Origin of the sequence: Paludibaculum fermentans (genome assembly GCF_051172195.1) — a bacterium.
Taxonomy (GTDB): Bacteria; Acidobacteriota; Terriglobia; order Bryobacterales; family Bryobacteraceae; genus Paludibaculum; species Paludibaculum fermentans_A.
The window spans coordinates 5,641,513-5,667,249 of sequence record NZ_JBPJAQ010000001.1 but is presented as its reverse complement, the minus strand read 5'-3'; the positions used below and the strand labels follow the sequence as shown (position 1 = coordinate 5,667,249).

Genomic DNA, 25,737 nt, shown 5'->3' with positions numbered 1-25,737 from the left:
GGCTAGAACGCCGCCGCGATCCGCCGCATGAACTTCACCTGCTTCTTCTCCCAGCGCATCTTCATGCGGTCCAGGATCCCTGGATCCCGGATGGCCAGCAAATCCGAAGGCAACTCGTCCACAATCACATTCACCTTCGGGATCGGCTTCGCGGTGACACGCAGCCGCTGATTCACGATGCAGGTCTGCGTGGCCTTCATCAGCGGCTCGTTGTACTTCCGCTTCAAATACTCAATGTGCAGGGCGAAGCTCACTGACCCGAGGCCCTTCGTGAACAGGTCGCGGAACAAGAACGAATCGTCAGCCGCCAGGATGAGGTACGCGCCCAACAGCGGCGCTTCGCCAAACACCTCAAACGTCAGCACCGGCGTCACACTGGCCTCGCCAGTCAGTTTCAGAAGGTACTTGTTGGCCGCTGCCTTCTCGTCCAGATCCAGCTTCAACAGGATCATGTCGCGAATCAGCCGGCCCACCGCGGTCGCAATGTCGGTGACCGCGCCCGTCACTCCGCCGGTGAAGATGTCGCCAATGGCCCCGCCCAACTGCACCGTGTTGGCCGCCAGTTCCGTGGCCTGCACTTTGGCCTCGCGCGTCATCATCTCGATCACCGCCGCCAGCGCCGCCTCGCCCTCCTTCCCCCGCACGGATTGGGCCCGCTCAGCCGCCTTCCCGTCGCCGCGCCGGCTGATCGCACTGTAGACGTCATAGCACGACTTCACCACCTTGGCCGCCTTCGGCGCGATCTTGATGCCAACCGCCAGCGTGCTCTGCAACGATTGCACCGACGTGTTCAGGTGCTCCTGCACCTGCCGCAGCGTCTCGGGATCCTTCGGATCTCCAAACACCAGCTTGATGATCTCCCCCGCCTGTTCGCTCGCCTTCGACGAAGCTTCCGCATAACTGGCCTGCACCGCGCCCGAGGCGAGTGAACGCGAGGTGGAAACCGCCGTGGACGCGTTCGAATACGCGCTCTTCACCATGCCGAGCACCGTGGTCTTGCCAGCGAAATCGACCATCGAGCCGCGAAACAGATTGTCCACATAGAGCTTGTACTGCTCTTCCATGAAGGCCAGCGCGAGCCGGTCGTCGCGCGTGATCCGCACCTGGCGGCCGGAAAGCTGGTCGTGCAGAACCCTGATGGCCCCCAGGCGATTGCGGCCATCCCGGGCACGCATCCAGGCGGAGTCGTACCCGCCCTTCCCTGCCACCCACTCATCCAACAGTTTCTTGATCAGGTCGGCCCCGGCCCTGGACTGCGCTTTGTTGTAGGCGTCGATCGCCTTGTCGATGGACTTGAGCTGGGAAGAACGTGGTTTTAAGAGGCCTAGTTCGGTGAAAAACTTCCATTCGTCAACGGACATGACGTCCGGCAGCGGCTGCGCCGGCAGCATCGAAAACGCCCCGCAACGGTCACACTTTCCATTGACGATGTTTCCTGTACACGACGGACGTACGCACTTCATAAAGGATGCTTTCCAGAGTATCGGGCGGCTCCCGATTGGAATGCAATCCTCTTTATATTTGTACTAATAGATACTGAATTACTGAAAGACGCTAGCGGACGATGTTGAAGACCGGTGTCATCGCCGCTACAGATCCGGTCTCGCTGAGCCCGGCGGTGGTCACTGCGCCAATCGCCAGTTCAACCAGTTCGTTGGACCCTCGAGACACGGCCATCTCCACAGGCAGGTAGTTCTCCGTGAGCGCCTTGCCGTTGTCCAGCGTCACCGCGGATAGGACACGGCCCACCTGCGCCTCACGAAACGCCAGGTTCTTGCGAGCAGCCAGGTCCCTCAGCCGCCGCGTCCGCTCCTTGCGCACCTGGTGCGGCACCGGTTCGGCATGCGAGACAGCCGGCGTGCCCGGCCTCTCCGAATACGTGAAGACGTGCAGGTAAGTGAACGGCAGCCGCTCGATGAAGTCGTACGTCTGCTGGAACTCCTCCGCCGTCTCGCCAGGGAAGCCCGTCATCACATCGGCGCCGAAGGCGGCATTGGGCATCAGGCCATAGGCGCGGCGCAGGCGGTCTTCATAATGGCGCGACCGGTAGCGGCGCTTCATCCGCTTCAGTACCGTATCGGAAGCCGACTGCAGCGGCGCGTGTACGTGCTTGGCAATGCGCGAAGACGACGCCATCAGCTCCAGCAGTTCGTCGGTGAAGTCCATCGGCTCGACCGAACTGATCCGCAGCCGTTCCACGGCAGTCTCATCCAGAACCACTCGCAGCAGATCGGACAGCCTCATGCGGTCCGTCGGGCGGAAGCCCGCTTCCCTGCCCCAGCGCCCCAGGTTGATGCCCGTCAAGACCACTTCCCGGTAGTTGGCGGCCAGGCCGCGCAGCTCACCCAACACCTGCTCCAGCGTCATGCTGCGCGAACGGCCCCGCACCGACGGGATGATGCAGAAGGTGCACACGTTGTTGCAGCCTTCCTGGATCTTCAGGTTCGGCCGGGTGCGGTCGCCAAACGCATCGTCGACCGGAGACGAGAGAAATCCGGTGGCCGCGGAGATGTCGCCAACCAGGATTTGGCCGTGGTACTCAGCCTGGTTGAGTTGCGGAACCAGCGAGGGGATCTCCGTCTTGTGCGAGTTGCCCACCACCCAGGTGACCCCGGGAATGCGGCTCAACTCCTCCGGAGCGCGCTGGGCATAACAACCGGTAACCAGGATGCGGGCCGCCGGATTCTCGCGGTGCACACGGTGAATGCTCTTCCGCACATCGTCATCCGCCGACGAGGTGACCGTGCAGGTATTCAGGATCACCAGGTCGGCCGCCTGCGCCCCATCGGCCGCGGCCAGGCCCTGCTTCTCCAGCAACCCTTCCAGAGCGGCGCCGTCGGCCTGCGTGGCGCGGCAGCCGAAATTCTGGATGTAGAACTTCTTCACATTATCCAGTTTAGCTGGTGATGCCCCGCCGGCAGGAAAACCCCTATTTCGGATCAATGCCGAACGTAAATCCGAAACTGCCCCGGCCCAGGCCAATGGCATACTCGCCCGGCCGCAGGATCGGGGGCGGGACGATGCGGTAGGAGACCTTGCCGTAGCCCTCCAGCCTGGAGGGCACAGTGCCGGGCGATTGGCGTTGGGCTGAAGAGTAGGCCCAGATCCCGGGCCTGACCATGCGTTCCTGCGGGCCGGACTGCAGGAGATAGAGCCGGGGAGCCGAAGCGCCAACCCCGCCTGCGGCGAAGCGGACCACCAAAGCCGGCACGGCGCCTTCTCGAAACCGGAGGACGGAACGGCCGCCAGGGAAGGAGGCCGTCCTTTCCTGCCCTTTGCCCGCTAGCTTGACGGCCTCGACAGGCAGCGCCTGCAGGCCCGCGCCATCCTGTCCTGAGGCATAGACGCGGTTGACGTCGAGCGGTTCCCGCAGGCCCGGCTGTGGGTCCGAACGGAGAGCATGCGCGCCGGCCAGGAGGAGTAATGACAGGACGGCGCGCTGCATAATGCCCGATTGTACAGTGCTGGTCGGATTCAAGCCAGCGGCAGTAGTCCCATCGGTCCTAGTCCTGCCCCAGACGCGGAAAGACCCCGGCTTCCGCCAGGGTCTTTCGTTTCGTTCAACGGTCGCGGCGAACTACGGACGGCGGGTCAGCACGAAGCGGACCTGGATGTCCTTGTAAGCGCTCTTGCCCTTGCTGTTCGTCACGGTCACGCGGAAGATGTAGTCGCCAAACTGCCCGCCGAGCTGAACCCGGGTGACAGGCGAGGTGGACGACAGGATCGCCGCGGCGGAGTTGTTGTTGACCTGGCCGACCTGCTCCCACTTGTAGGTGAGGGGCAGGCCCTGCGGGTCAGTCGAACCGGAAGCATCGAGGAAGATGTCGCGGTAGAGCGTCTCGATGTAGTCCGGCGTGTTCAGGTGGATCACCGGCGGGTCGACCACTTCGTCCGGCGGCTTCACCGGGGTCACCTTCACGGTCACCGTCTGCGTCGTCGAGAACTTCGCGTTCGAGGCCGTGATGGTGTAGGTGGTGTCGGTCTGCGGGGTGACGTCAACTGAACCGTTCAGCGCAACCGAGCCCACGCCGCTGATGGTGACGTTCGTCGCCCCAGTCGTGGTCCAGGTCAAGCGCGAGGGATCGCCGGGCTTGGCCGTCGTGGTCGGAGTGGCCGAGAACGTGACGGTCGGCTTGGGGATCACCGTGATGGTGACGCTGGCTGTCGCTTCCCCACCGGCATTCTTCGCGGTCAGGATGTACGTGGTCGTGCCCGAGGGCGTCACCGGAGTCGAGCCCTTCAGGGTCTGGGCCCCGACATGGCTGATGTCCACTTCCGTCGCACCCTGGACTTCCCAGCTCAGTGTGGAGCTGTCGCCCTGGCCGATCTCCAACGGGTTGCCGGTGAAGTTCAGGATCCGCGGGGCGTTCGGCTTGTTCACCGTGACGGTGGCCGTGGCGTTCACTGAGCCGAACTTGTTGGTCGCGGTCAGTGTGTAGGTGGTGGTCTCCTTGGGGCTGACCGAGGTGGTGCCGGTGACCTGCACCGTGCCCACCGTCGAGATGGAAACCGTGTCGGCGTTCTCAGTCTCCCAAACGAGGTTCGAAGCCTCGCCCAGGTTGATGGTGGCCGGAGCGGCGCGGAAGCTGAGAATCCGGATGGTGGGCTTCTCCACCGTCACCGTGACCGTCTCGCTGACTTCGCTGTCCTTGTTCTTGGCGGTCAGCGTATAGGTGGTGGTATCGGCGGGCGAGACCTGCGTCGTGCCGGCCTGCGCATTCACCTTGCCGACGGAAGAGATGGTGACCTCATCCGCATTCAACACCTGCCAGGCCAGCGTCGAAGAGGCGCCGGACTTGATGGTGCTGGGCGTGGCTGTGAACTTCTGGATGATCACCTTGGCCGCGCTGCGCGTGGTGATGGTGACACGAGCCAGCGAGGCGAGGCCGTAGCTGTCCTTCACCGTGAGGCGGAAGCTGTAGGTCTGTCCTTCGACACCAGTGAACGACGGTTTGGAGGTCGTCGCACCGCTGAGGCCAACCGACGGACCGGCGACCTGGACCCACTGGAACGTGATGGGATCGCCATCGGGATCGAACGAGGCCGAACCGTCCAGGTTGATGGTGCCGGCCGGAGCGCCGATCTGATCGGGACCCGCGTCGGCGATAGGAGCGTCATTGCCGGTGCGGACTCGCCGCGTCAGCATCTCATACCGAACGCGCGGCACGTCGACCGGAATCGGCTTGTCCATCTCCAGGTATTCCTTGGGCTGGACGTAGTTGCCGAACTGGATGCCGGCCACGACACGGCCGTTGGCATTGTTGCCGACGTACGTCTCGTTGAAGCCGCCTTCCAGCGTGAGCGCGATCTTGTTGTTCAACGGCTGGATGAAGCGGATGGTGCCGCCCGGTTTGTTGGAGCCGCCATGCACCGACAACATGCCCATGTTGGCTTCCAGCATCGTCTTACCGAACAGCGTCAGCGCGGTGGAGACACCGGCCTGGTCGACGATCCGCAGGTAAGCCTCTTCCCACACATTGCGCGAGATCATGGTGCGGTTGACCACCGAGTTATCCATGAAGCCCTTCGAACCGAAGAAGCCCACGCGGCCCCGGCCGAAGATGTAGTCGAGGGTCATGGACGCTTGGCCCAGGTTGCCGCCGTTCTGCATGCCTTCCAGCCCCACGTGCTTGAAGCTGCTGAACAGGCCGGCTTGGCCGCGCCGTGCGAAGCGGTTGACCAGACCGAGGTCAAACTGCGCTTCCTGGCGCTCCTTGAAGTACATATACTCGCCCTGCGCCTGAATCGCGAAGTTCTCCTTGAACGGCGCAAAGAAGCGGCCGCGGCCGGAGAACGTGACATTGCGGTTGTTGTCCGCGCCGGCGTTCAGGCCCAGGATGGAGAAGCGCGGATCGTGCGCCTTGGCGACGGCTTCGTCCGCCGTCTTGGTGGCGATGCGCTGGACATCATCCGGAGTGGCGGCCTTGGAGGCCTGCGCAAGTTGGGCAGCCTGGGCCGCATTCGAAGCGGCGCCACCCGACTTCAGCGCGTCCACGTCGGAGCGCAGCTTGCCGTTCTCAGCCTTGAGATCGGCCAGCATCTTCGCGATGTCGTCCAACTTATCGAGCTTCTTGAGGATCTCGGCCAGCGTCTGGGAATAGTCAGGACACTGGGCCTGCATAGCCCGGATGGCGTCGCCAACGCCGCCCGCGCCAATGACTTTGCCGTCTTTGTCCGTGACCATCAACTGCACACGGCGGTTGATCCAGCGGCCTTCCTTCGTATTGTTCTCAGTCTTGGGGTTGCGCTTGCCGCGAGGGACGATCTCCATCTGCCCGGAGCGCGCACCATACTTTTCGAGAAACCCTTTGACCGCCTCCGCACGTCTTTGGGATAGCTTCTCGTTGTACTTCTCAGACCCGATGGAATCGGTATGCCCGTCAAGCTTTACCTTGTATTCGGGGTTTTTATTCAGCAGTTCGGCCAGACGCAGCAAGCTGGGGAAGCCGTCTGTCAGAACCGCAGAATTGAACTCAAAGTTGATCTCCTCCCAATCATCCTTGGTGACTCCCGTAACCATCTGGCTATAGCCCAACGTGGTTATCAGAAGAGCCGCTAGCACTGTTTTTAACATCGTGGCTTTCACGTCACTTCTCCTCAAGCGAGATTCCTATTCCTCTCAATGGCTTGCAGACACACCTCGGTCAAGTGTCCAGTATAGCCGAGGAAGGTGAAGGAATGGAAATGTACTAGAACCACCCCGGAGATAGGCTAGGTTCGACTTCCCTTCCCCAGCCAAGTTCCACGCGTTCTATGACTACGGATATTACCCGCAGTACGAAGAGAAAGCCATGGCGATGTGAAACAATGGAAGCGGAGTCCTGTCGGATGGGCAGTCGCGTCCTGGCAAGGTCCCCGGATAGGGGAAACCGGCTATGGCCGAGGCAAAGTCCGGTCTCCATAGAGCAGCGTGCCGGTTAACGGCCGGGGGGGTGGGCTCAAAGCCCACTTTACGGAAAGTGCCACAGAAAATATACCGCCCGCGGCAACGTGGGTAAGGGTGAAATGGTGCGGTAAAAGCGCACCGCGCTCCGGGCAACCGGAGTGGCAGGGCAAACCCCACGTGGAGCAAGACCAAATAGGGGAGGAGGGGCTGCTCGTCCCGTTATACTTCCGGGTAGGTCGCTGGAGTCTGTCAGCAATGGCAGGCCTAGAGGAATGACTGCCACCTCGTCTTCGGGCGGGGTCCAGAAACCGGCTTACAATCCGGCAGGCTCCGATGATTCGATCCAATAGCCCGGGCGATGGCGCAGGGTGTACTCGGGGTGGTTCTTCACCAGGATCACCAGTTTGCGGAACTCGCCGGGCTGCGTCAGGTCGGACTTAAACTCCAGCACGTACTGCAGGTGCAGCTCATCGCCAACGCGCTGCAACGCGTCCTCCAGGCCCTTCTCCTTCGTGAACGAGTTCGTCCATCCACCAGTGAAGCGGGCGATTTCGGTGGCCGTATTGGCCTGGCCCAGCCGGACCAGCTCCCTCAGGCCGCCCAGCAGATCCACGCCCATGGCATTGCCGGTGAGCGGTTCGCGGCTGGTGAAGGGAGTGGTGGTCCTGGAGTAAGTGACAGGGTAGATGGTGACGTTCGCCTGCTGGGCCAAGCCAATGGCCTTGTCGAGCTTGATCCTGGAACCGAGATCCTTTGACTCACCCACGACGACCAGGACGCGGCGCCGTCCGGCGGGCCGTGCTTTCAGGATCTCCACCGCCTCCGCGATGGCGTCGAGCTGCTTGCCCTGCCCGCCCGAGACACGGATGCCCTTGAGGGCGGCATCAAAGGCGGTGGAGTCGCGCTGCATCTCCGCCAGGACGCGCACTTCGTCGTCGTAGGTCATCAGGCCGATCTCGCCATCATGGCCAGCCAGAAGGGGTTGGAAGAGGGCGGCCGTCTTGCGCAGCTTGTCCAATGCGGCGGCGCTGGTGGGTGCTGTCTCCACAGCCAGCAGCAGCGATACCGGGCCGCTGACGTCCTCCAAAGTGAATTCGCGCGGTTGACCGTTGTCCGAGAGCAGGAAGTCGTTGGCAGTCAGGCCGGCGACACGGCGGCCCTTGGAATTCGTCACGGTGAGCGGCACTACCACGATCTGGGCGGAGGCCCGGAAGGTGGGCTGCTGCAGCAGTGCGCCGGCCAGCCATTCGCGCCGGTTGAGCGTCATGGCTTGCGGTCTTGGATCAACATTTCGATGGTCCCTGATACTTCCTGCGGCGGGCGTGTGCCGATGACCGTCCAGATGTCGCCCTGCGGATAGTAGCTGCGAATCAGATCCATCTCCTTGTGGTAGTCCGAGAGACGCTTCTCCAGAACCTCGGGTTTCTGCTTTCCAGCCAAACGCTGCCGGACAACATCATCCGGGACATCGAGTTGGATGATGACGGGCGACGGCAGATTCAACTGCTTCACGACCACGGCGAGATGCTGCGCCTGGGCGTGCGTGGCCGGGTAGCCGTCGATGACGAAGCCCTTGCCGGTGTTCAACACCTTTAGGCGGACATCGAACTGTTCGTTCGACATGCCGCTATCGGCGGTCAGGACGGGCAGGCGGTATTTCTTCGTCAGGAATTCAGCCTGGGTCGTCTTGCCGCTGCCGGGCGGTCCGATCAGGACCACGACCAGTCCTTTGCCCGGGGTTTGCGCCGGAGCGCTGAGCGCGAGTAACAAAAGCAGGCACCAAAGGCGAAACATGTCCCAATCCCTCCGTCAACCTCGATCGTACCCCACAGCCGGCTTGTGACGGACAAACCATTCAGGCATCTTGGATGCCATGGCACCGAACAAAGGCTCGGAGGAGCGTGAGCGGCTGGCGGAGGCCCGTTCCAAGGCAGCGCCCTGGAAAAGGTGGGGTCCCTATCTTAGTGAGCGTCAATGGGGTACGGTCCGCGAGGATTACAGCGACAACGGCAACGCCTGGGACTATTTCACGCACGACCAGGCGCGGTCGCGCGCCTACCGCTGGGGCGAAGACGGGCTGGCCGGGATCTCGGATGACCGGCAGCAGCTGTGCTTCGCGCTGGCGCTGTGGAACGGCAAGGACCCGATCCTGAAAGAGCGCCTGTTCGGCCTGACGAACTCGGAGGGCAACCACGGCGAGGATGTGAAGGAGTATTACTTCTACCTGGACTCGACGCCAACGCACTCCTACATGAAGTACCTCTACAAGTACCCGCAGGCGGCGTTCCCCTACTCGGACCTGGTGCTGACGAACCGCAAGCGCACGCGGACCGACTTCGAGTATGAACTGCTGGATACCGGCGTCTTTGACGAGCACAAGTATTTCGACGTCTTTGTGGAGTACGCCAAGGCCGGGGCCGAAGACATCGCCATTCGCATCACAGTGGCCAACCGGGGTCCTGAGACGGCCACATTGCACCTGCTGCCGACCTTGTGGTTCCGCAATACGTGGTCGTACGGGACGCGCACGGGGCGGCCGTCATTGAAGGGGACGCCTGGACGGATTACGGCGGAGCACGCCGTACTGGGCCGTTTCCATCTCCAATGTCCGGAAGCGCGGGAACTGCTGTTCACAGGCAATGAGACCAATACGCAGCGCCTGTGGCGGCTGGCCAACCAGACGCCGTATGTGAAGGACGCGTTCCATCACTACGTGATCGAGGGCAAGGGCGAGGCGGTGAATCCGGAGTTGGAAGGCACCAAGGCGGCCGCACTGCATGTGGTGACGTTGGCGGGCGGCACCGAGACCGTGGTTCATTTGAGGCTGACGCAGGACGCAGGCGCGCCGGCCCGCGCCGATGAAGTCTTTGCCGCCCGGATCGCCGAGGCCGACAGCTTCTATGACAACATTACCCCCGACGGGCTGAGCGAGGACCAGGGCCGCGTCATGCGCCAGGCGCTGGCCGGCATGCTGTGGACCAAGCAGTATTACTTCTTCGACCTGGATGTGTGGCTGGAAGAACACAATGCCCACCCCGCGGCCCGTCCGCGGCGCCACCTGGTGCGCAATTCCAACTGGTTCCACATGGTGAACGACGACATCATCTCGATGCCGGACAAGTGGGAGTATCCGTGGTACGCCGCGTGGGACCTGGCCTTCCACACGACGGCGCTGGCGATGGTGGATCTCGACTTCGCCAAGGACCAGCTCGACCTGATGCTGCGCGAGCTGTACCTGCATCCCAACGGGCAGATGCCGGCCTATGAGTGGAACTTCGGAGACGTGAATCCGCCGGTGCATGCGTGGGCCACGCTATTCATCTACAGCCTGGAGAAGGACCGCACCGGGCACGGCGATGTCGAGTTCCTGAAACGCTCGTTCCACAAGCTGATGCTCAACTTCACGTGGTGGGTGAACCGCAAGGATCCGGGCGGCCGCAACGTGTTCGACGGGGGCTTCCTGGGGCTCGACAACATCGGCGTGTTCGACCGCTCGTCGGCGCTGCCTACCGGCGGTTTCCTGGAGCAGGCAGACGGCACGGCCTGGATGGCGCTGTTCGCGCAGAACCTGTTCGAGATCTCGCTGGAACTGGCCGAACACGATGTGCTGTACGAAGACTTTGCCGCCAAGTTCGTGGAGCACTTCCTGTGGATCGCCTCGGCGATGGACCGCATCGGCGACAACTTCGACGAGATGTGGGACGAGACTGACGGCTTCTTCTATGACCTGCTGCGCTTTCCGGACGGCTCGGCCCAGCGGTTGAAGGTGCGCTCGCTGGTGGGCCTGTTGCCGTTGTGCGCCTCGACGGTGGTGAGCCCTTCGCAGGCCAACCGCTTTGGGGTCATGACGGATCGTATCCGGAAGTTCCTGAAGCGGCATCCGGAGGTGCTGGCGAACATCGCTCCGATTGACCGCGATGGTGTCGATGGGCGGCGGCTGCTGTCGATCCTCGACGAGAAGAAGCTGCGGCGGGTGCTGGAGAAAATGCTGGATGAGCAGGAGTTCCTGGGCCCCTACGGCATCCGGTCGCTGTCGCTGTATCACAAGAAGCACCCGTTTGAGATTGACGTGCACGGCGAGGAGTACAAGGTCGCCTACCTGCCGGCGGAGTCGGACAACGGGATGTTCGGCGGGAATTCGAACTGGCGCGGACCGGTATGGATGCCGGTGAATATGCTGATCGTGCGGGCGCTGCTGCAGTACTACCTGTATTACGGCGATGCGTTTCAGGTGGAGTGCCCTACGGGCTCTGGCCGGATGATGAACCTGTTCGAGGTGACGCAGGAGATCTCGAATCGGCTCGGCGGTATATTTCTGCGCGGGCAGGATGGAAAACGGCCTGTTTATGGGGGTAGCCAGCTGTTCCAGGAGGATCCGCACTGGCGTGATTTGATTCTGTTTTATGAGTATTTCCACGGGGATAATGGGGCGGGTCTGGGGGCGAGTCACCAGACGGGTTGGACGGGGACGGTGGCGCGGTTGATTCAGTTGTTCGGGCATTTGCGGGCGGAGGAGTTGCTGGAGGGGGAGAATGTGCGGCCGGTGGCGGCGGATTACGAGGATGCGGAGTAGGGGGACGGGGTGGGTTGGAGAGGATGCCTGGGGAAGACACGCTTAGCCCGTCGCTGGCGCTCCGGGACTGGGGCTGGGTGGGCAGCTTCGTCTGGTTTGGCGGTTATTCGAAGTTTGGACCACTCCCTCACGGTCGTGGTTCGTTGCGATTGCGCTGATTGGACAAGCGGGCGGGCCGGGCGGGATTGCCGCGCGGCCCGCTGCTTTCTAGCTTCTGGCGAAGCCTTCGGCGGATTGGGTGGCGCGGCGGTTGGCCGCCAGGTGCTCGAGGATCAGGTAGACGGCCTCGACGTTTTCCGTGCCGGCTTCGGCCGCGATGGCTTCCACTGGCTTGGGGGCGGGGGTGAGCGCAGACAGGATCTTCTTTTGGAGGTCGAGGACGGCGGCTGCGGCTTTCTTGCCCGCTTCCACTCCGGGCTGGTGATAGGCGTTGATGTTGACTAACGAAGCGTAGAAGCCGACGGCGCGTTCGAAGAGCGCGATCAGGGCTCCGACGCGCGTGGCGTCGACCCTCGGGATGGTGATGGTGATCGACTGACGGTCGTTGCCGTCGAGGGCTTCACGGGTGCCCAGCAGGAAGCCGTCGAGGTAGTCGCCGGCGCGTACTCCAGCCTCGAACTCGAGCGGATCGCCGCCGTCTTCCAGGACGCGCAGAAACGTCATGAAGAAGTTGTTGACGCCGTCGCGAAGCTGCTGGACATAGGCATGCTGGTCTGTGGAACCCTTGTTGCCGTAGACGCTCAGGCCCTGGTCGACGCGGTTGCCGTCGAGGTCGAGGCGCTTGCCCAGCGATTCCATGACGAGCTGCTGCAGGTAGCGGCTGAACAGCAGCAGGCGGTCCTTATAGGGGAGGACGACCATATCTTTGAGGCCCTTGCCGCCGGTGGCGGAGTGCCACATGAGGGCCAGCAGGGCGGCCGGATTCTGGGCCGTGACAGTGGAACGGGTCTGGGCGTCGACCGCTGAGGCGCCGGCCAGCATGGCATCGATGTCCAGGCCTTGCAAGGCGGCGGCGAGCAGGCCGACGGCCGACAGTTCCGAGGTGCGGCCGCCCACCCAGTCGAACATCACGAAGCGCTGCAGCCACTTGTGGTCGATGGCATGCTGGTCGAGCTTCGAGCCCGGCATGGTGATGGCAACGGCATGGTCGGCGAAGTTGAGACCGGCGCGGCGGAAGGCGCCTTCGGCCAGCACCATGCCGTTGTAGGTTTCAGGCGTGCCGCCCGACTTGGAGATCACCAGGACGAGGGTCTTTTCGAGACGTCCGGCCAGGCTGCTGAGAACACGTTCGATGCCGTCGGGATCGGTGTTGTCAAAGAAGTGGACCCGCATCTTGTCGGTGGCGGGATGGCCGAGGGCGTCGGCCACGAACATGGGGCCCAGGGCGGAACCGCCAATGCCGATGGAGAGCACGTCGGTGTGCGCACCCAGTTGATGAACGCGGGTGGCGAATTCCTTGATAGCTGCCAGCGAGGATTCGATTTCGGTGCGCAGTTGGGGCTGCGGAGCCAGGGCCGGCGTGCGCAACCAATAATGACCCACCATGCGCTTCTCATCCGGGTTCGCGATGGCGCCCGCTTCGAGGGCCGACATGGCTGCATAGGCCTTTTGCATGGCCGGCTCCATCTGAGCCAGCCACGCATCGTCAAACCGGATGCGGCTGATGTCGAGCTTCAAATCCACGGCCGGAACGCCGCTGAGATACTTCTGGTACCGTTGCCAATGTTCTTGTTGAGTCACGTTCCTATTTTCTCCCAGCTGACTAGACAAGCCCCTTCAGCGAATCCCGCAAGATCTTCCTGTTGAGGCTATAGTACGCCGTCTGCGCCTCTTTGCGCTTGCCGACAACCCCTGCCTCGACCAGGATGCGCGCGTGGTGGCAGAGCAGGGCCAGGCTGACGCCCAGAGTCTCGGCCGCGGCGGAACTCGACATCTCATCCGCGTCGCCGAGCGCCTGGACAAAGCGCAGCCGGATGGGATCGCCAACCGCGGCCAGCACTTTCGCGGTCCGTTCGGTATCGAGTGTCGCTTTCACGCCCCCAGGATACTGCTAAGGAGCGGCGAGTTCAAGTACTCATTTATTCAAACGAGTACTTGACTACGCCCCCAACTCCCCTTTACACTGCGGTCATGAGCGAACCAGTTCTTTTCTCGCCCCTGAAACTGAGGGGATTGACGCTGCCCAACCGGGTGGTTGTTTCGCCCATGTGCCAGTACTCCGCCGTGGACGGGGTGGCCAACGACTGGCATCTGGTGAATGCGGGCTCACGCGCCGTGGGTGGGGTGGGGCTATTTATCGTCGAGGCATCCGGAGTGGAGGCGCGCGGCCGCATCACTCCGGGCGACCTGGGCATTTACAACGAGGAGCAGATTGCGCCGTTGCGGCGCATTGTCAATTTCCTGCATTCGCAGGGGACGGCGGCCGGCATCCAGCTGGCACATGCGGGGCGGAAGGCGAGTTGCGACCTGCCGTGGCTGGGTGGCAAGCAGCTCAGCCTGGACAATGGCGGCTGGCAGACCGTGGCGCCGAGCGCGATCCCGTTTGCGGAAGGCGAGCGTCCGCCGGCCGAACTGTCTAAGGCCGAGCTGGCTGAACTGGTGGCGAAGTTTGCCGCGGCCGCCCGCCGTGCCCTGGAAGCCGGCTTCGATGTTGTCGAGATCCACGGCGCCCACGGCTACCTTTTGAGCGAGTTCCTCTCTCCGCTGGCCAACCACCGCACGGATGAATACGGCGGCTCGTTTGAGAACCGCACGCGCTTTCCGCTGGAAGTGACGGACGCCGTGCGCGCCGCCTGGCCGGCTGACAAGCCGCTTTTCTACCGCATCACCTCCAGCGACTGGGCCCCGGGCGGCTGGACCGCCGACGACACGGTCCGCTTCGCCGCCGTCCTGAAGCAGCACGGCGTCGACCTGCTGGACTGCTCGTCGGGCGGAACTGTGCCCTACGCGAAGATCCCTGTCGGACCGGGCTACCAGGTGCAGTTCGCCGAGCGCGTCCGCAAGGAAGCGGGCCTGGCCACGGGCGCCGTTGGGGTGATCACCGAGGCGCCGCAGGCGGAAGCGATCCTGTCCGAAGGCAAGGCCGACCTCGTCCTGCTGGCGCGCGAAATGCTGCGCGAGCCCTACTGGGCGATTCTGGCCGCCAAGCAACTGGGCGCCGCGCCGCGTGTCCCGCCGCAGTACCTGCGCGCCCTGTAACCGTTCGTCCAGCCCCGAAACCGCTCGTCACAATCACGGCGGCCGCACCGCAACCTCCTGGCATGCTGGCATCACGATGCTGCTCACCACTTTTGCCGTTGCGATGCTGGCCGCCGTGCCTGCCTTCCATGTCGACGTCGTAGCTCCGGGCGCGGAAAAGCCCAAGATGATCCTCATCCCGGGCCTGCAATCCGCCGGAGCTGTCTGGGATACGACCGTCGCCCACTACAAAGACCGCTACGAATGCCATGTCCTGACGCTGGCCGGTTTTGCCGGACAGCCGCCGCTGCCGGAATCCGCTCCGCTGCTGCAGACCGTACGCGACCAGCTCGCAGCCTATATCCGCGAGAAGAAGCTCACCAAGCCGGTCATCGTCGGCCATAGCCTGGGCGGCTTCCTCGCCCTGTGGCTGGCGGAGTCCGACCCGGATCTCACCGGCCCCATCGTGATCGTCGATTCCTTGCCCTTCCTGCCCGCCGCCTGGATGCCTGGGGCGACTGTCGAATCGATGAAACCGCAGGCGGACCAGATGCGCGGCATGATCGCCGGCACGAAGGGCGAAGCCTGGGTGAACTACCAGAAGCACAACCCGGCCCTCGACACCATGATCAGCGGCGACGAGGGCAAAGCAAAAGCCATGGAATGGGGCATTCAATCGGACCCGGGCACGGTCGCACGCGGAATGGCCGAACTGTTTCAAACAGACCTGCGAGCCGATGTTTCCAAAGCAAAAGTCCCGGCGCTGGTGCTGGCCGCACTGAAAGGCTACCCGGAGTCGGCCGTGAAGAACTACGAAACACAATACTCGGCGCTCCCCGGCGCCCGCATCGTGCGCTATCCCGACTCGAAGCACTTCATCATGTTCGACCAGCCTGCGAAGATGATGGAGGCGATGGACGAATTCCTGAAAGGCACGAAGTAGAAGATGTACTCGGCGCGCACCTACTGGCTGTGCCAGATCGTGGGCTGGACGCTGTGGACGATTGCCAACGGCGCCGTCTACGGCAGTTATACGGGCAACCGCCAGCCGTCGCAGCGCTTCGCCACGCTCTGGTTCGGCCTGGCCGGATTCCTGGGCTCGCACTGCCTGCGGCTGTGGATCCGGCGCGGCCGCTGGGTGGCGCTGCCCATCCTGGCCGGAGCCGCACGCGCGCTGGGCGCAGCGATCGTCACCTCCACAGCCGTGACCTTCGCCAGTCTGTTGATGATGATCTATGTCTTCCATTTCATGACATGGGAGATCACGAAGCTTTCGGGCTACGTCATCAACATCCTGTTCTGGACCGCTGTCTTCTCGCTGTGGCTGGCGCTCTACTTCGGAGCCCACTACTTTGCCCGCTCGCGCCGCGCCGAACTGCACGCCCTGCAACTGGACCTCACCGCGCGCGAAGCCAGCTTCCTCGCCCTGCGCGCGCAGCTCAATCCGCACTTCCTGTTCAACTGCCTGAACTCCATCCGCGCCCTGATTTCCGAAGATCCGCCGCGCGCGCAACATGCCGTTACGATGCTCTCTTCGCTGCTGCGTTATACGCTGCAGTCCGGCGAGCGCGCCGATGTGCCCCTTTCCGAAGAGCTGGCGATGGTCGACGAATACCTGGACCTGGAACTGATGCGCTTCGAAGACCGCCTGCGCGTGGTCCAGGATATTCCGCCCGAGACGCTCACGGCGCGGCTGCCGCCGATGCTGCTGCAGACCCTGGTCGAAAACGCCCTCAAACACGGCATCGCGCGCCACACCGCGGGCGGCACGGTGCACCTCTCCGCTGTCCTGCGGGACAGCCAGCTTCAACTATCCGTCTCCAACCCCGGGACGCTGGAAGCCAAGCCGGAATCCGGCGGCATCGGCCTGGAAAATGCACGCCGCCGGCTGCAGCTGCGCTATGGCGACCGTGCGCGCCTGGAACTGGCCCAACAATCCTCGGAAGAAGGGCCCCTGGTACTGGCCAGGGTGAGCATCCCCCAATGAAAGCCATTCTCGTTGACGACGAACGCCTGGCGCGGATGGAGCTGCGCCGCCTGCTGGCCGCCCATCCCGAGATCGAAATCGCGGCCGAAGCCGCCAACGCGGAGGAGGCCGAGATCCTCATCGGCAGCCTGGAGCCCGACGTGCTCTTCCTGGACGTGCAGATGCCCGGCCGGTCGGGGTTCGACCTGCTGGCCTCGCTGGAGCGCGCTCCGCACACGATCTTCGTCACCGCTTACGACGAGTACGCGCTGCGCGCCTTTGAGTTCAGCGCGGTCGACTACCTCCTGAAGCCGGTCGCGCCGGAGCGGCTCGCCGCGGCCCTGGTCCGCCTCAACGCCGCCGGACCGCAACCGGAGACCGCCGCCACCCGCATCCCGGCCACGCAACAAATCTTCGTCCGCGATGGAGACCGCTGCTGGTTTGTGCGCCTCTCGGACATCGCGCTGTTCGAGAGTGAGGGTAATTACACGCGGCTCTACTTTGCCTCGGACCGGCCGCTGATCCTGCGCTCGCTCTCCTACCTGGAGGCCCGCCTCGATCCCGAGATCTTCTTCCGCGCCTCGCGCCGCCACATCGTGAACCTGCGCCTGATCGACAGCATCACGCCCAGCGTGGAGGGCGGCTACGACCTGAAACTGGTCACGGGCCAGCAGGTGGAGATGTCCCGCCGCCGCGCCCAGGGGTTCCGCGAAAAGATGTCGATCTAGCCCGATGCCCCCGCGCGGCCGCGCCGTTCATCGCCCGAAACCGACGGCTCGTCCCTGGATCGCCTGCCTGGGCGCCCCGGGTGCGCTACATTGGCGGCAGATTCTCATGTTGAAGTGGCTGCTGCGCCGATCCATTACACCCAGCGACATTCTGCCCGCCTGCCTGCGCAGCGCGCTGGGCGGAGCCCTGTTCGGCCCGGGTGTAGGCGTGTTCCTGCATTGGGTGATGGGCCGCGCGTGGGACCCGATTCTGGCCGACCCCCTGCCCTGGATCCTGCGCACGATCCTCGCCGGCCTGCTCTATTCGCTGAGTTTCTACCTCATCTCGGGCATGCCCTGGGTGTTCCTGCGCACCTGGATCCGCCGCCTGCCCGGCGGCTTGGGCCTGCTGGCCGGCATCACGATTTCGGCTTCCAGCGGAGCGCTCTTCGCGTTGGTCTCCATCGGGATCACGCGGCTGCTGTGGGGCGTCCAACTGGTCCCGAACGAGTGGATCACGCGGCTGCTGGCGCTGGAGGCGTTCGCTGTGGCCATCATCGGCCTCTTTATGGGCACCTATCATGAGATGCGGATCCAGGCCGAACTGCGCGAGCGCAAGCTGGCCGAGGCGGCGGCCCGCGCCCAGGTGTATGCCCTGCAAGCGCAGATCGCGCCGCACTTTTTCTTCAACGCCTTGAACTCGATCTCCTCCCTGGTCTCGTCCGATCCGGCGGCCGCGCAGCAGATGATCGGGCGGCTGGCTGAGATCTTTCGCTATACCTTCACCTCGGGGCGGGCGCCGATGGTCACGCTGGAGAAGGAGTTGGCCTTCGTCCGCGAGTACCTCCAGCTGGAGAAGTTCCGCTACCGCAATCGCCTGAGGTTCACGCTCGACCCGGCCGGGGAAGCCGCCTTGCAGCGCCTGCCGGCTCTCACGCTGCAGCCTCTGGTGGAGAATGCCATCCGGCACGGCATCGCACGGCGTATGGACGGCGGAGAGATCCGCATGGAGATCAAGGCCGCCGCGGGGGCGGTCCGGATCGAGGTCTGGAATCAATTTGACCCGGGCGACGGCCCCCCCGACCTGCGCACGGAGACGATCTTCCGCGAGAATCATGCCCTGGCCAATATCCGCCAGCGGCTGGAACTCTCCTATGGCGGCCAGGCGGCCATTGCACTGGAACAGGCCCGCGTCGATTGGACCCTGGTGACCCTCACCCTGCCCCGTCACGAAGAGGTAGCCGATGCGCATCCTGGTAGTTGACGACGAACCCCTGGCGCGCGAAATCGTGATCCGCCACCTGGCGGCGGAGCCCGATGTGGAGGTCGCCGGCGAGGCGGCCAACGGCCTGGAAGCGCTGGAACAGATCGCGGCGCTGGAGCCGGACGCGGTCTTCCTCGACATCGAGATGCCCGGCCTCAACGGCTTCGAAGTGGTGGCCAGCCTGGCCAGCCCACCGTGGATTGTCTTCGTCACCGCCTTTGATGAATACGCGATCCAGGCCTTCGAAGCGCACGCGGTGGACTACCTGCTGAAGCCGGTGCAGGCGGAGCGAGTGGCGCGCTGCATTGCCCGCCTACGCACGTTCGTGGGACGGGATCACTCGCTGCCGAACGAAGTGTTGCGGCAGTTGATCCGCGAGATCCGGCCGGCCGGGCCGCGCCGCATTGCCGTGAAACAGGGGAACCGCATCGCGCTGGTGAGCCCGCGCGAGATCATCCACATCTCGGCCGAGGAGAAGCAGGTATTCGTGCAGACCGCGCGGCAGCGCTACTCCGTCGATAAGACCGTGACGGAGTTGGAGGAGTGCCTGGGCGGTAACGGCTTCTTCCGCATCAACCGCGGCGACCTGGTCAACCTGGAGCACGTCAGGGAACTGATGCCGTGGTTCTCCGGCGCCTGGCGCGTGGTGATGTCGAACGGAACGGAACTGGACGTGAGCCGCGACCGGGCCCGTCACCTGAAGCGCGAACTGCAGCTCTGACCTGTGGACTAGTTGTTCATCTGGGCTTCGACGTCCAGGGCCGGGTCTTCGTAGTACAGGATCCGCCGGCAGTTTTCGCAGAAGTTGATGGTCGTGCTGAGCTTCACTTCCTGGTAGAACTGCGGGCGCAGAGCCATCATGCACTTCATGCACAACCCGTCCTTGGCCTGGGCGATGACGTCGCCGTCCTTGTAATAGCGGGTGCGCAGGCGGTCGTAGATGCTCAGGATATCCGCAGGCAGGCTCTTGGCGACCTCGACACGGTCGGCGTCGAGCTTCTTCAGTTCCTTCTGGTCGGCTTCCGTGCGGGTTTTCGCCTTGGCCTTCTGCGCCTCGACGACCTTGCGTTCCTGGGCAAGCGCGGCCTCTGCCTTTTTCACGTTCTGGTCCAGCGACTCGGACGTCCCCATCAGGTCGAGGATCTGGTCCTCGCACTTGCGGATCGACTCCTCGCAGAACTCGATTTCGTGCTGGAACGCGCGGTACTGGTCGTTGGTCTTGGCGCCCAGCATCTGGTCGCGCAGCTTGGAGATCTTCTGCTGATGGCCGCCGACATCGGCATCCAGCTTCTTCCTGTCGCGCTGATTGGCGGCCAGAGCGGCCTTATCCAGTTCCAGGCGTTTGTTGTGCGCCTCGAGCGCTTTTTCGATCTGCGCGATCTGTTTCGGCAGCGTCGCGATCTCGCGCCGCAATTCAGACATACGCAGGTCTAACTCCTGCAATCGCAGCGCCGAACCCAAATCCTTGTTCATCAGCTAGATAGTTTAGCATTCAGCGCCGAGAACCGACGCAGAATGGGTCCGCCCAGGGCGCGGGTGGCCATTTCCAGCTCTTCCACCTTCATGGAACGGCAGGCCCAGTAGAGCACGCCGAGCCCCAGCGGGATGGAGATGGCAAGGTCCATCAAACGCCCGAAAACACGGCTCCCCAGCCATCCGGTGACCACCGTGCTGGAGACCCAGACGACGCTCGCCATCAACAGCGAGGCCGTACTGACCTTCATGATGACGGTGCGCAGGCGGCGGCCGTGGATGCCGCCAATGCGGACCATGAGGACCCAGAACAGCACCAGGAAACTGATCAGCGCCACGGAGGAGGTCGACAGCGCCAGGCCGGCATGGCCAAGGTGCGCGCCGCGGATCAGGGTGGAGGCCACGACGGCATTCACCACGATGGATCCAAGGCTCACCAGCATCGGCGTGCGGGCATCCTTGAGGGCATAGAAGGCGGGCGTCAGGATCTTCACGGCCGAATAGCCGGCCAGCCCCAGGGCGTAGCACGACAGGGCGACGGCCGTCTGGTGCGTGTCGTACGGCTCAAAGCGGCGGCCTTCATAGATGGCGCCCACGATGGAGTGGCCGAGAATCATCAGGCCGACGGAGGACGGTACAGTGAGCAGGAAGACCAGGCCCAGCGAGCGGGCCAGCGTTTCACGGAATTCGTCCATATCGCCCGAAGCGGCGCTGCGTCCGATGGCGGGCAGCGTGGCGGTGGCGATGGCTACGCCGAAGAGGCCCAGCGGCAGTTGCATGAACCGGAAGGCGCAGCTCAACCAGGTGGTGGCGCCATCCACCCCGCGGACCGGATCGACGATGCTGGCCGCGAAAAAGCTATTCACCAGCACATTCACCTGGACACTGGCGTTGCCGATGATCGCCGGCCCCATCAGGCGGAAGATCTGGCGCAGGCCGGGGTGGCTGAAATCAAACGCGAAGCGGAAGCCGAAGCCGGAACGGATCAGGCTCGGCACCTGCCAGAAGAGCTGCAGCGCTCCGCCGATGACCACGCCGTAGGCCATGCCCTCAATCTTGGAGATCCCGATCCGCGGGCCGGCCCAGAAGCCGAGCATCAGGCCGGAGGCGACGCTGCCCACGTTAAACCACGTGGACGACAGGGCGGGTACGGCGAACTGGTTGCACGAATTCAGGACGCCCATCGCCTGGGCGGCCAGGGCCACCAGCATCAGGAACGGAAACATGATCTGGGTGAGTTTGATGGCTTCGGCCGTTTTCTCGGGCGCCGTCGCCGCCCAGTTCTGGGTCAGCATCGTGATGAGCCACGGGCTGATGAAGATGCCGAATATGCAGAATGCGCCGACGAACAGGATGATGGCGGTGGCCACAAGATTGGCCAGGTGGGCCGCCTCTTTGCGGTCGCCTTTGTGCAGGTAGTCGACGAAGGTCGGCACGAAGGCAGACGAGAGCGCGCCCTCGGCAAACAGGTCGCGGGTGAGGTTCGGGATGCGGAAGCCGATGACAAAAGCATCGGCGGAGGGGCCGGCGCCAAACAAACGGGCCATCACCCCTTCGCGCACCAGGCCGGCAATGCGGCTTAGCAGAACGGCGAAGGATGCGATCCCAGCACTTTTGAAGACCTTTTCTGACTGCGATGACAAGACTTTTATTGTATCCGGTGCGCCCGGTGTTTCCGAATCCGGCAGGCTTCGCACCCTCTTCTGGTGGTGGCCCGGCCCATAGCGCCTGGCGAAAAGAGGGGAGCAGCGGTGCACCCGCGGGGCTATGCTGAACTGCATGTCTAGTTTCCGGCCCGCCATTCTGCTGTTGGCCTGCATGGCGCCGTTGGTGGCTCAAAAGTCGCCGGTAGTGGGCAGTTGGGAAGGCTCACTGGAAGCCGGAGGCACGCAGCTCCGCCTGCGCCTGCACATCTCGCAGGATGCGGCGGGGACCCTCCTATCCAAATTCGACAGCCCCGACCAGGGAGCAATTGGCGTCCCTGTCACCAGCACGTCGTTTCAGGATGGCGTCCTGAAATGGGAGGTCGCCACTCTCCGAGCCTCCTTCGAAGGCAAACTGAACACCGCGGGCACCGAGATTGAGGGCAGGTTCGAACAGGGCAGGCAGTCCCGCCTGGTGCTGAAGCGGATGGAGGAGGTGGAGGAGCGGAAGCGGCGGCAGGAGCCTAGGCCTCCATATCCCTACCAGGTGGAGGACGTGAAGTTTCCGAGCAAAGCCGCGGGCGTGACCCTGGCCGGCACCATGACGATACCCAGGGGAGCGGGACCCTTTCCGGCTGTGGCGCTGATCACCGGGTCTGGACCTCAGGATCGCGACGAAGCGCTGCGGGGGCACAAGCCATTCGCCGTGCTGGCCGATCATTTGACGCGGCAGGGCATTGCGGTGCTGCGTTACGACGATCGCGGCATCGGCCAATCCACCGGCACTTTCGCCACGGCCACCAGTACGGATTTTTCCCGGGACGCCGAGGGTGCGCTCGATTACCTGATAGGCCGCAAGGACGTCGATCCGAAGCGGGTGGGTCTGGCCGGTCACAGCGAGGGCGGCATCATCGCCCCCATGGTCGCTGCCAGGCGGCCGGAGGTGGCCTTCGTCGTCATGCTGGCCGGCACGGGGGTCACGGGCGCGGAAGTGATCGTGGAGCAGGGCGCGCGGCAGATGGCCGCGGCGGGGGAATCCGATGAGAAGATCCGCAAAGACACAGAACTGCAGATGAAGATCGTGGCCGTGGTGGCGTCCGAAAAGGACAACGCGGCGGCAAGGATCAAGCTCCTGGAAATCCTGCCGGCCGGCGAACTAGCGGAGCGGGAGGCGCGGAGGATGACCACACCCTGGATGCGCGAGTTCCTGTTCTACGACCCGGCGCCGGCTCTCGAAAAAGTGAAATGCCCGGTGCTGGCCGTGAACGGCGAAAAGGACCTGCAGGTGCTCCCCGATCAGAACCTGCCCAGGATCGAGGCGGCCTTGAAGAAGGGCGGCAATCGCGATTTCTCGATTGTGCGCCTGCCCGGCCTGAATCATCTTTTCCAGACAGCCACGACAGGCGCCGCCGCCGAATACGCGCAGATTGAAGAGACCATGGCTCCGGTCCTGCTGGATACTGTTTCCAGGTGGATCCGGCAACACACTGGCCTGGAGCACTGAGGTTGCGGCGGCTGGCAGCCCCTGGTAGTGAGATATTGCCATGCGCCGGCGACTCAGCGGAAACGAATCCGCCGGAGAGTCCGTCTTCCAAAAGAATCCAATGGAAGGAGTTCCATGCAGGACCTTCTCTTTTCGCTGCGCGCCATGCGGCGCAACCCGGCTCCCGCGGTGGTCGCCATTCTGGTGCTGGCCCTGGGCATGGGCGCCAACACAGCCATGTTCAGTGTGGTGAACGCGGTGTTGTTGAATTCAGCGCCGCTGAGGAGCCTGCGGGATCCTGACCGCCTCGTCATGCTTTGGGAAAAGAACCCGGCCATGATGGAGATGATTGCCAACCGCATGCCGCCCGCCCTGGCGAACGTGCGGGCCTGGAAGGAAGGGGCTCAGTCTTTTGAGGAGATCCGGGCCTTTCTGCCGATGGAGTGCTCACTCGCCGCCGCCAGCGGAGAGGCGCGGCCGGCCCGGGTGGAATGCGGCGCAATCGAGCAGGGCTTCTTCCCCCTGTTGGGCGTTCAACCGGCCGTGGGCCGCCTGTTCACGCCGGCGGAGATGAAGACAACTGTCCTGATGAGCGGGGCCGCTTATCGCGCCCGCTTCGGCAACGACTGGAACCTGACGGGCAAGAGCTTGCGCGTCGACGGAGTCGACCGGGCGGTGATCGGGGTGATGCCCGATGCCTTCGCCCTGCCCGGCACTTACGAAGGCACCGAGCAGAAGAAACCCGAGGTCTGGCTGCCGCTGGACCTGGCCGCGGCACAGGGCGAGCAGGCACTGTGGGGGCGCAGTTACAGCGTGTATGCCCGCCTGAAGCGCGGCACGACCCTGGGCAAGGCACGCGCCGAGATGGATGTCATTGCGGCTCGCCTGGAAAAGGAACATCCCGATACGAATCATGGGTTTGGGGTCAACGTCTACCCCGTCAGCGAGGAGGATGTAGGACCCGAACTCCGGCAGGGGATCCTGGTTCTCCAGGCAGCGGTTGGCTTCGTTTTGCTCATCGCCTGCGCCAACATGGCGAACCTGCTGCTGGCGCGGGCCGTGGCGCGGGAGCGGGAGATCGGGATCCGGCTCGCCCTGGGCGCCCAACGCAGCCGCATCATCCGGCTGATGCTCACCGAGAGCCTGCTGTTGAGCTTTCTCGGTGGATTGCTCGGCCTGCTGCTCGCTTACTGGAGCCTGGACCTGATCTCCGCCCTGGCGCCCAAGGACACGCATGGGTTCCACGAATTGCGTCTCGACCCGTGGGTCCTGCTGTTCACTCTGGGCATCTCTATTGGGACCGGGGTGTTATTCGGCCTGGTGCCGGCCTGGCACGCCGCACGGCGCGATTTGACGGAACCGATGGGCCGCGGCGGGCGGACGGTGGGCACGGGTCCACAATGGCTGAGGAACACGATGGTGGCCGGAGAAGTCGCCCTGGCGCTGGTGCTGCTGATCGGCGCCGGACTCATGATCCGGACGCTCAGCCATCTCATGCACGTCGACCCGGGCTTCCAGCCGGCCCACCTGCTGACGCTCAAAATTGAAGGCGCCACCGTGAAGGATATGGGCAACCGGCTGCTGGAACGGGTGAAACAGCTGCCCGGAGTCGAGGTCGCCAGCATCTCCGGTTCGATGCCGATGCAACACGTCGAGCAGGGCAACTACCGGCTGGAGGGTGACGATCCGAAGTCGCGGGAGCTCCGCATGGCCTGCCGCAGCGCGGTCAGCGAGACGTTCTTCCAAACCATGGGAATACCGGTGCACTATGGTCGTGGCTTCAGCCGGCAGGAGACCGAGGCGAAGACCCCTGGCGCCATCGTGGTCAGCGAAACATTCGCCGCCGTCGTCTGGCCACATCAGGATCCCCTGGGCCGCACGGTGCTGTTACCCACGGGCGGCAAGGAGGATTCGCGGCTGATGGTGGTGGGCGTGGTGGGCGACACCCGGCAGATGGGGCCGGACTCCACTGTCCTGCCGGAGATCTACACGCCCTCGCGGCAATTCACTGATTTCATCCTGGCCGTGAGAACCCGGTCGGACCTTGGTACGACGCGGGCCGCAATGGAACGAGCCGTGTGGGGGATCGATCCGAAACAGCCGCTACAGCCGGCGCGGGCGATGGAGAAAGTACTTTATGAATGGCCTGCAAATCGCAGATTCTATATGGCTATTCTCGCCAGCTTCGCGGGACTCGCCCTGACCCTGGCGGCGCTCGGGCTATACGGTGTCCTGTCCTATGTGGTGAACCTGAGGAGAAGCGAACTGGGCGTCCGCATGGCCCTCGGCGCGACAACCAGGGACATTCTGACGCTGGTGTTGCGGCAGGGCCTCGTCCTGACCCTCACCGGCACCGCCGCCGGGCTGGCGGTCTCCCTGTTGATCACCCGCCTGATGCAGAGCCTGCTCTACGGGGTGAAGCCGTTGGATCCGCAGACGTTCGCGGCTGTGCCGGCAGTTCTGATCGTTGTGGCGCTGGCAGCGTGCTATCTTCCGGCGCGGCGCGCCGCCCGCGTGGATGCGATGCTTGCATTGCGCGATGAATGAAACGGGAAGTCGGAGTAA

At 63.8% G+C, this 25,737-nt stretch carries 18 protein-coding genes, 1 other RNA gene and 1 pseudogene; 10 read left to right on the top strand and 10 right to left on the bottom strand.

Annotated elements, in window-relative coordinates; all coding sequences use genetic code 11:
- Positions 1 to 2 precede the first annotated feature (2 nt).
- The 4 genes from ACR9Y2_RS22710 to ACR9Y2_RS22695 all read right to left on the bottom strand — a co-directional run bounded on the left by ACR9Y2_RS22710 (position 3) and on the right by ACR9Y2_RS22695 (position 6,586).
- The gene (locus ACR9Y2_RS22710; RefSeq protein ID WP_435043947.1) at positions 3 to 1,463 is read right to left on the bottom strand and encodes a hypothetical protein; all 1,461 of its coding nucleotides are present in this window, start codon (positions 1,461 to 1,463) and stop codon (positions 3 to 5) included.
- Positions 1,464 to 1,554: 91 nt separating this feature from the next.
- Entirely contained in the window at positions 1,555 to 2,886 is a 1,332-nt protein-coding gene (gene mtaB, locus ACR9Y2_RS22705; RefSeq protein WP_435043946.1) for a tRNA (N(6)-L-threonylcarbamoyladenosine(37)-C(2))-methylthiotransferase MtaB, read from the bottom strand.
- Positions 2,887 to 2,929: 43 nt separating this feature from the next.
- Positions 2,930 to 3,445 (bottom strand): hypothetical protein, encoded by a 516-nt coding sequence (locus tag ACR9Y2_RS22700; protein WP_435043945.1) that lies wholly within the window; start codon positions 3,443 to 3,445, stop codon positions 2,930 to 2,932.
- Between the two features lie 132 nt (positions 3,446 to 3,577).
- Positions 3,578 to 6,586: a PKD domain-containing protein gene (locus ACR9Y2_RS22695; RefSeq protein WP_435043944.1), complete on the bottom strand. Its 3,009-nt coding sequence runs from the start codon at positions 6,584 to 6,586 to the stop codon at positions 3,578 to 3,580.
- Positions 6,587 to 6,820: 234 nt separating this feature from the next.
- Here ACR9Y2_RS22695 and rnpB point away from each other — a divergent pair.
- Positions 6,821 to 7,218: RNase P RNA component class A (gene rnpB / locus ACR9Y2_RS22690), an RNA gene on the top strand.
- Between the two features lie 71 nt (positions 7,219 to 7,289).
- On the opposite strand, the pseudogene ACR9Y2_RS22685 reads toward rnpB, so the two are convergent.
- Both ACR9Y2_RS22685 and ACR9Y2_RS22680 read right to left on the bottom strand, forming a co-directional pair.
- A pseudogene (locus ACR9Y2_RS22685) lies at positions 7,290 to 8,153 on the bottom strand (VWA domain-containing protein); the annotation flags it as partial.
- A complete protein-coding gene (locus ACR9Y2_RS22680) occupies positions 8,150 to 8,680 on the bottom strand; it encodes an adenylate kinase family protein (RefSeq protein ID WP_435043943.1) in 531 nt (176 codons plus the stop codon). The pseudogene ACR9Y2_RS22685 and the gene ACR9Y2_RS22680, both read right to left, overlap by 4 nt.
- Before the next feature lie 79 nt (positions 8,681 to 8,759).
- On the opposite strand from ACR9Y2_RS22680, the gene ACR9Y2_RS22675 reads away from it, so the two are divergent.
- Positions 8,760 to 11,459, top strand: a complete 2,700-nt coding sequence (locus ACR9Y2_RS22675) for an MGH1-like glycoside hydrolase domain-containing protein (protein ID WP_435043942.1) — start codon at positions 8,760 to 8,762, stop codon at positions 11,457 to 11,459.
- 207 nt (positions 11,460 to 11,666) lie between these two features.
- On the opposite strand, the gene ACR9Y2_RS22670 is transcribed toward ACR9Y2_RS22675, so the two are convergent.
- Both ACR9Y2_RS22670 and ACR9Y2_RS22665 read right to left on the bottom strand, forming a co-directional pair.
- Positions 11,667 to 13,199 (bottom strand): glucose-6-phosphate isomerase, encoded by a 1,533-nt coding sequence (locus ACR9Y2_RS22670; RefSeq protein ID WP_435043941.1) that lies wholly within the window; start codon positions 13,197 to 13,199, stop codon positions 11,667 to 11,669.
- A gap of 22 nt (positions 13,200 to 13,221) precedes the next feature.
- On the bottom strand, positions 13,222 to 13,494 hold the full coding sequence (locus tag ACR9Y2_RS22665; RefSeq protein WP_435043940.1) for an ArsR/SmtB family transcription factor: 273 nt from the start codon (positions 13,492 to 13,494) through the stop codon (positions 13,222 to 13,224).
- A gap of 95 nt (positions 13,495 to 13,589) precedes the next feature.
- On the opposite strand from ACR9Y2_RS22665, the gene ACR9Y2_RS22660 reads away from it, so the two are divergent.
- From ACR9Y2_RS22660 to ACR9Y2_RS22635, 6 genes are all read left to right on the top strand, one after another.
- Positions 13,590 to 14,657 (top strand): NADH:flavin oxidoreductase/NADH oxidase, encoded by a 1,068-nt coding sequence (locus ACR9Y2_RS22660; protein WP_435043939.1) that lies wholly within the window; start codon positions 13,590 to 13,592, stop codon positions 14,655 to 14,657.
- A gap of 76 nt (positions 14,658 to 14,733) precedes the next feature.
- Positions 14,734 to 15,579, top strand: a complete 846-nt coding sequence (locus ACR9Y2_RS22655; protein ID WP_435043938.1) for an alpha/beta fold hydrolase — start codon at positions 14,734 to 14,736, stop codon at positions 15,577 to 15,579.
- 3 nt (positions 15,580 to 15,582) lie between these two features.
- Entirely contained in the window at positions 15,583 to 16,623 is a 1,041-nt protein-coding gene (locus ACR9Y2_RS22650; RefSeq protein WP_435043937.1) for a sensor histidine kinase, read from the top strand.
- Entirely contained in the window at positions 16,620 to 17,330 is a 711-nt protein-coding gene (locus tag ACR9Y2_RS22645; protein ID WP_435043936.1) for a LytR/AlgR family response regulator transcription factor, read from the top strand. The genes ACR9Y2_RS22650 and ACR9Y2_RS22645 overlap by 4 nt, the downstream gene beginning before the upstream one ends.
- Before the next feature lie 106 nt (positions 17,331 to 17,436).
- The gene (locus ACR9Y2_RS22640) at positions 17,437 to 18,573 is read left to right on the top strand and encodes a sensor histidine kinase (RefSeq protein ID WP_435043935.1); all 1,137 of its coding nucleotides are present in this window, start codon (positions 17,437 to 17,439) and stop codon (positions 18,571 to 18,573) included.
- Positions 18,554 to 19,294: a LytR/AlgR family response regulator transcription factor gene (locus ACR9Y2_RS22635; protein WP_435043934.1), complete on the top strand. Its 741-nt coding sequence runs from the start codon at positions 18,554 to 18,556 to the stop codon at positions 19,292 to 19,294. Before ACR9Y2_RS22640 ends, ACR9Y2_RS22635 begins: the two co-directional genes overlap by 20 nt.
- 8 nt (positions 19,295 to 19,302) lie before the next feature.
- Here ACR9Y2_RS22635 and ACR9Y2_RS22630 read toward each other — a convergent pair whose 3' ends face one another.
- Positions 19,303 to 20,046: a zinc ribbon domain-containing protein gene (locus ACR9Y2_RS22630; protein ID WP_435043933.1), complete on the bottom strand. Its 744-nt coding sequence runs from the start codon at positions 20,044 to 20,046 to the stop codon at positions 19,303 to 19,305.
- Complete coding sequence (murJ, locus tag ACR9Y2_RS22625) at positions 20,046 to 21,689, bottom strand: murein biosynthesis integral membrane protein MurJ (protein WP_435043932.1); 1,644 nt, start codon at positions 21,687 to 21,689, stop codon at positions 20,046 to 20,048. The genes ACR9Y2_RS22630 and murJ overlap by 1 nt, the downstream gene beginning before the upstream one ends.
- A 136-nt stretch (positions 21,690 to 21,825) precedes the next feature.
- On the opposite strand from murJ, the gene ACR9Y2_RS22620 reads away from it, so the two are divergent.
- Together ACR9Y2_RS22620 and ACR9Y2_RS22615 are read left to right on the top strand one after the other, a co-directional pair.
- Complete coding sequence (locus tag ACR9Y2_RS22620) at positions 21,826 to 23,193, top strand: alpha/beta hydrolase family protein (RefSeq protein ID WP_435043931.1); 1,368 nt, start codon at positions 21,826 to 21,828, stop codon at positions 23,191 to 23,193.
- Between the two features lie 114 nt (positions 23,194 to 23,307).
- Positions 23,308 to 25,719, top strand: coding sequence for an ABC transporter permease (locus tag ACR9Y2_RS22615; RefSeq protein WP_435043930.1), 2,412 nt, complete (start codon positions 23,308 to 23,310; stop codon positions 25,717 to 25,719).
- Positions 25,720 to 25,737: the final 18 nt, after the last annotated feature.

Excerpts from the sequence above, each read along its gene's own strand:
- ACR9Y2_RS22710 (WP_435043947.1), bottom strand. The coding sequence starts at position 1,463 with ATGAAGTGCGTACGTCCGTCGTGTACAGGAAACATCGTCAATGGAAAG.
- ACR9Y2_RS22700 (WP_435043945.1), bottom strand. The coding sequence starts at position 3,445 with ATGCAGCGCGCCGTCCTGTCATTACTCCTCCTGGCCGGCGCGCATGCT.
- ACR9Y2_RS22680 (WP_435043943.1), bottom strand. The coding sequence starts at position 8,680 with ATGTTTCGCCTTTGGTGCCTGCTTTTGTTACTCGCGCTCAGCGCTCCG.
- ACR9Y2_RS22675 (WP_435043942.1), top strand. The coding sequence starts at position 8,760 with ATGGCACCGAACAAAGGCTCGGAGGAGCGTGAGCGGCTGGCGGAGGCC.
- ACR9Y2_RS22660 (WP_435043939.1), top strand. The coding sequence starts at position 13,590 with ATGAGCGAACCAGTTCTTTTCTCGCCCCTGAAACTGAGGGGATTGACG.
- ACR9Y2_RS22655 (WP_435043938.1), top strand. The coding sequence starts at position 14,734 with ATGCTGCTCACCACTTTTGCCGTTGCGATGCTGGCCGCCGTGCCTGCC.
- ACR9Y2_RS22650 (WP_435043937.1), top strand. The coding sequence starts at position 15,583 with ATGTACTCGGCGCGCACCTACTGGCTGTGCCAGATCGTGGGCTGGACG.
- ACR9Y2_RS22645 (WP_435043936.1), top strand. The coding sequence starts at position 16,620 with ATGAAAGCCATTCTCGTTGACGACGAACGCCTGGCGCGGATGGAGCTG.
- ACR9Y2_RS22640 (WP_435043935.1), top strand. The coding sequence starts at position 17,437 with ATGTTGAAGTGGCTGCTGCGCCGATCCATTACACCCAGCGACATTCTG.
- ACR9Y2_RS22635 (WP_435043934.1), top strand. The coding sequence starts at position 18,554 with ATGCGCATCCTGGTAGTTGACGACGAACCCCTGGCGCGCGAAATCGTG.
- ACR9Y2_RS22630 (WP_435043933.1), bottom strand. The coding sequence starts at position 20,046 with ATGAACAAGGATTTGGGTTCGGCGCTGCGATTGCAGGAGTTAGACCTG.
- ACR9Y2_RS22620 (WP_435043931.1), top strand. The coding sequence starts at position 21,826 with ATGTCTAGTTTCCGGCCCGCCATTCTGCTGTTGGCCTGCATGGCGCCG.
- ACR9Y2_RS22615 (WP_435043930.1), top strand. The coding sequence starts at position 23,308 with ATGCAGGACCTTCTCTTTTCGCTGCGCGCCATGCGGCGCAACCCGGCT.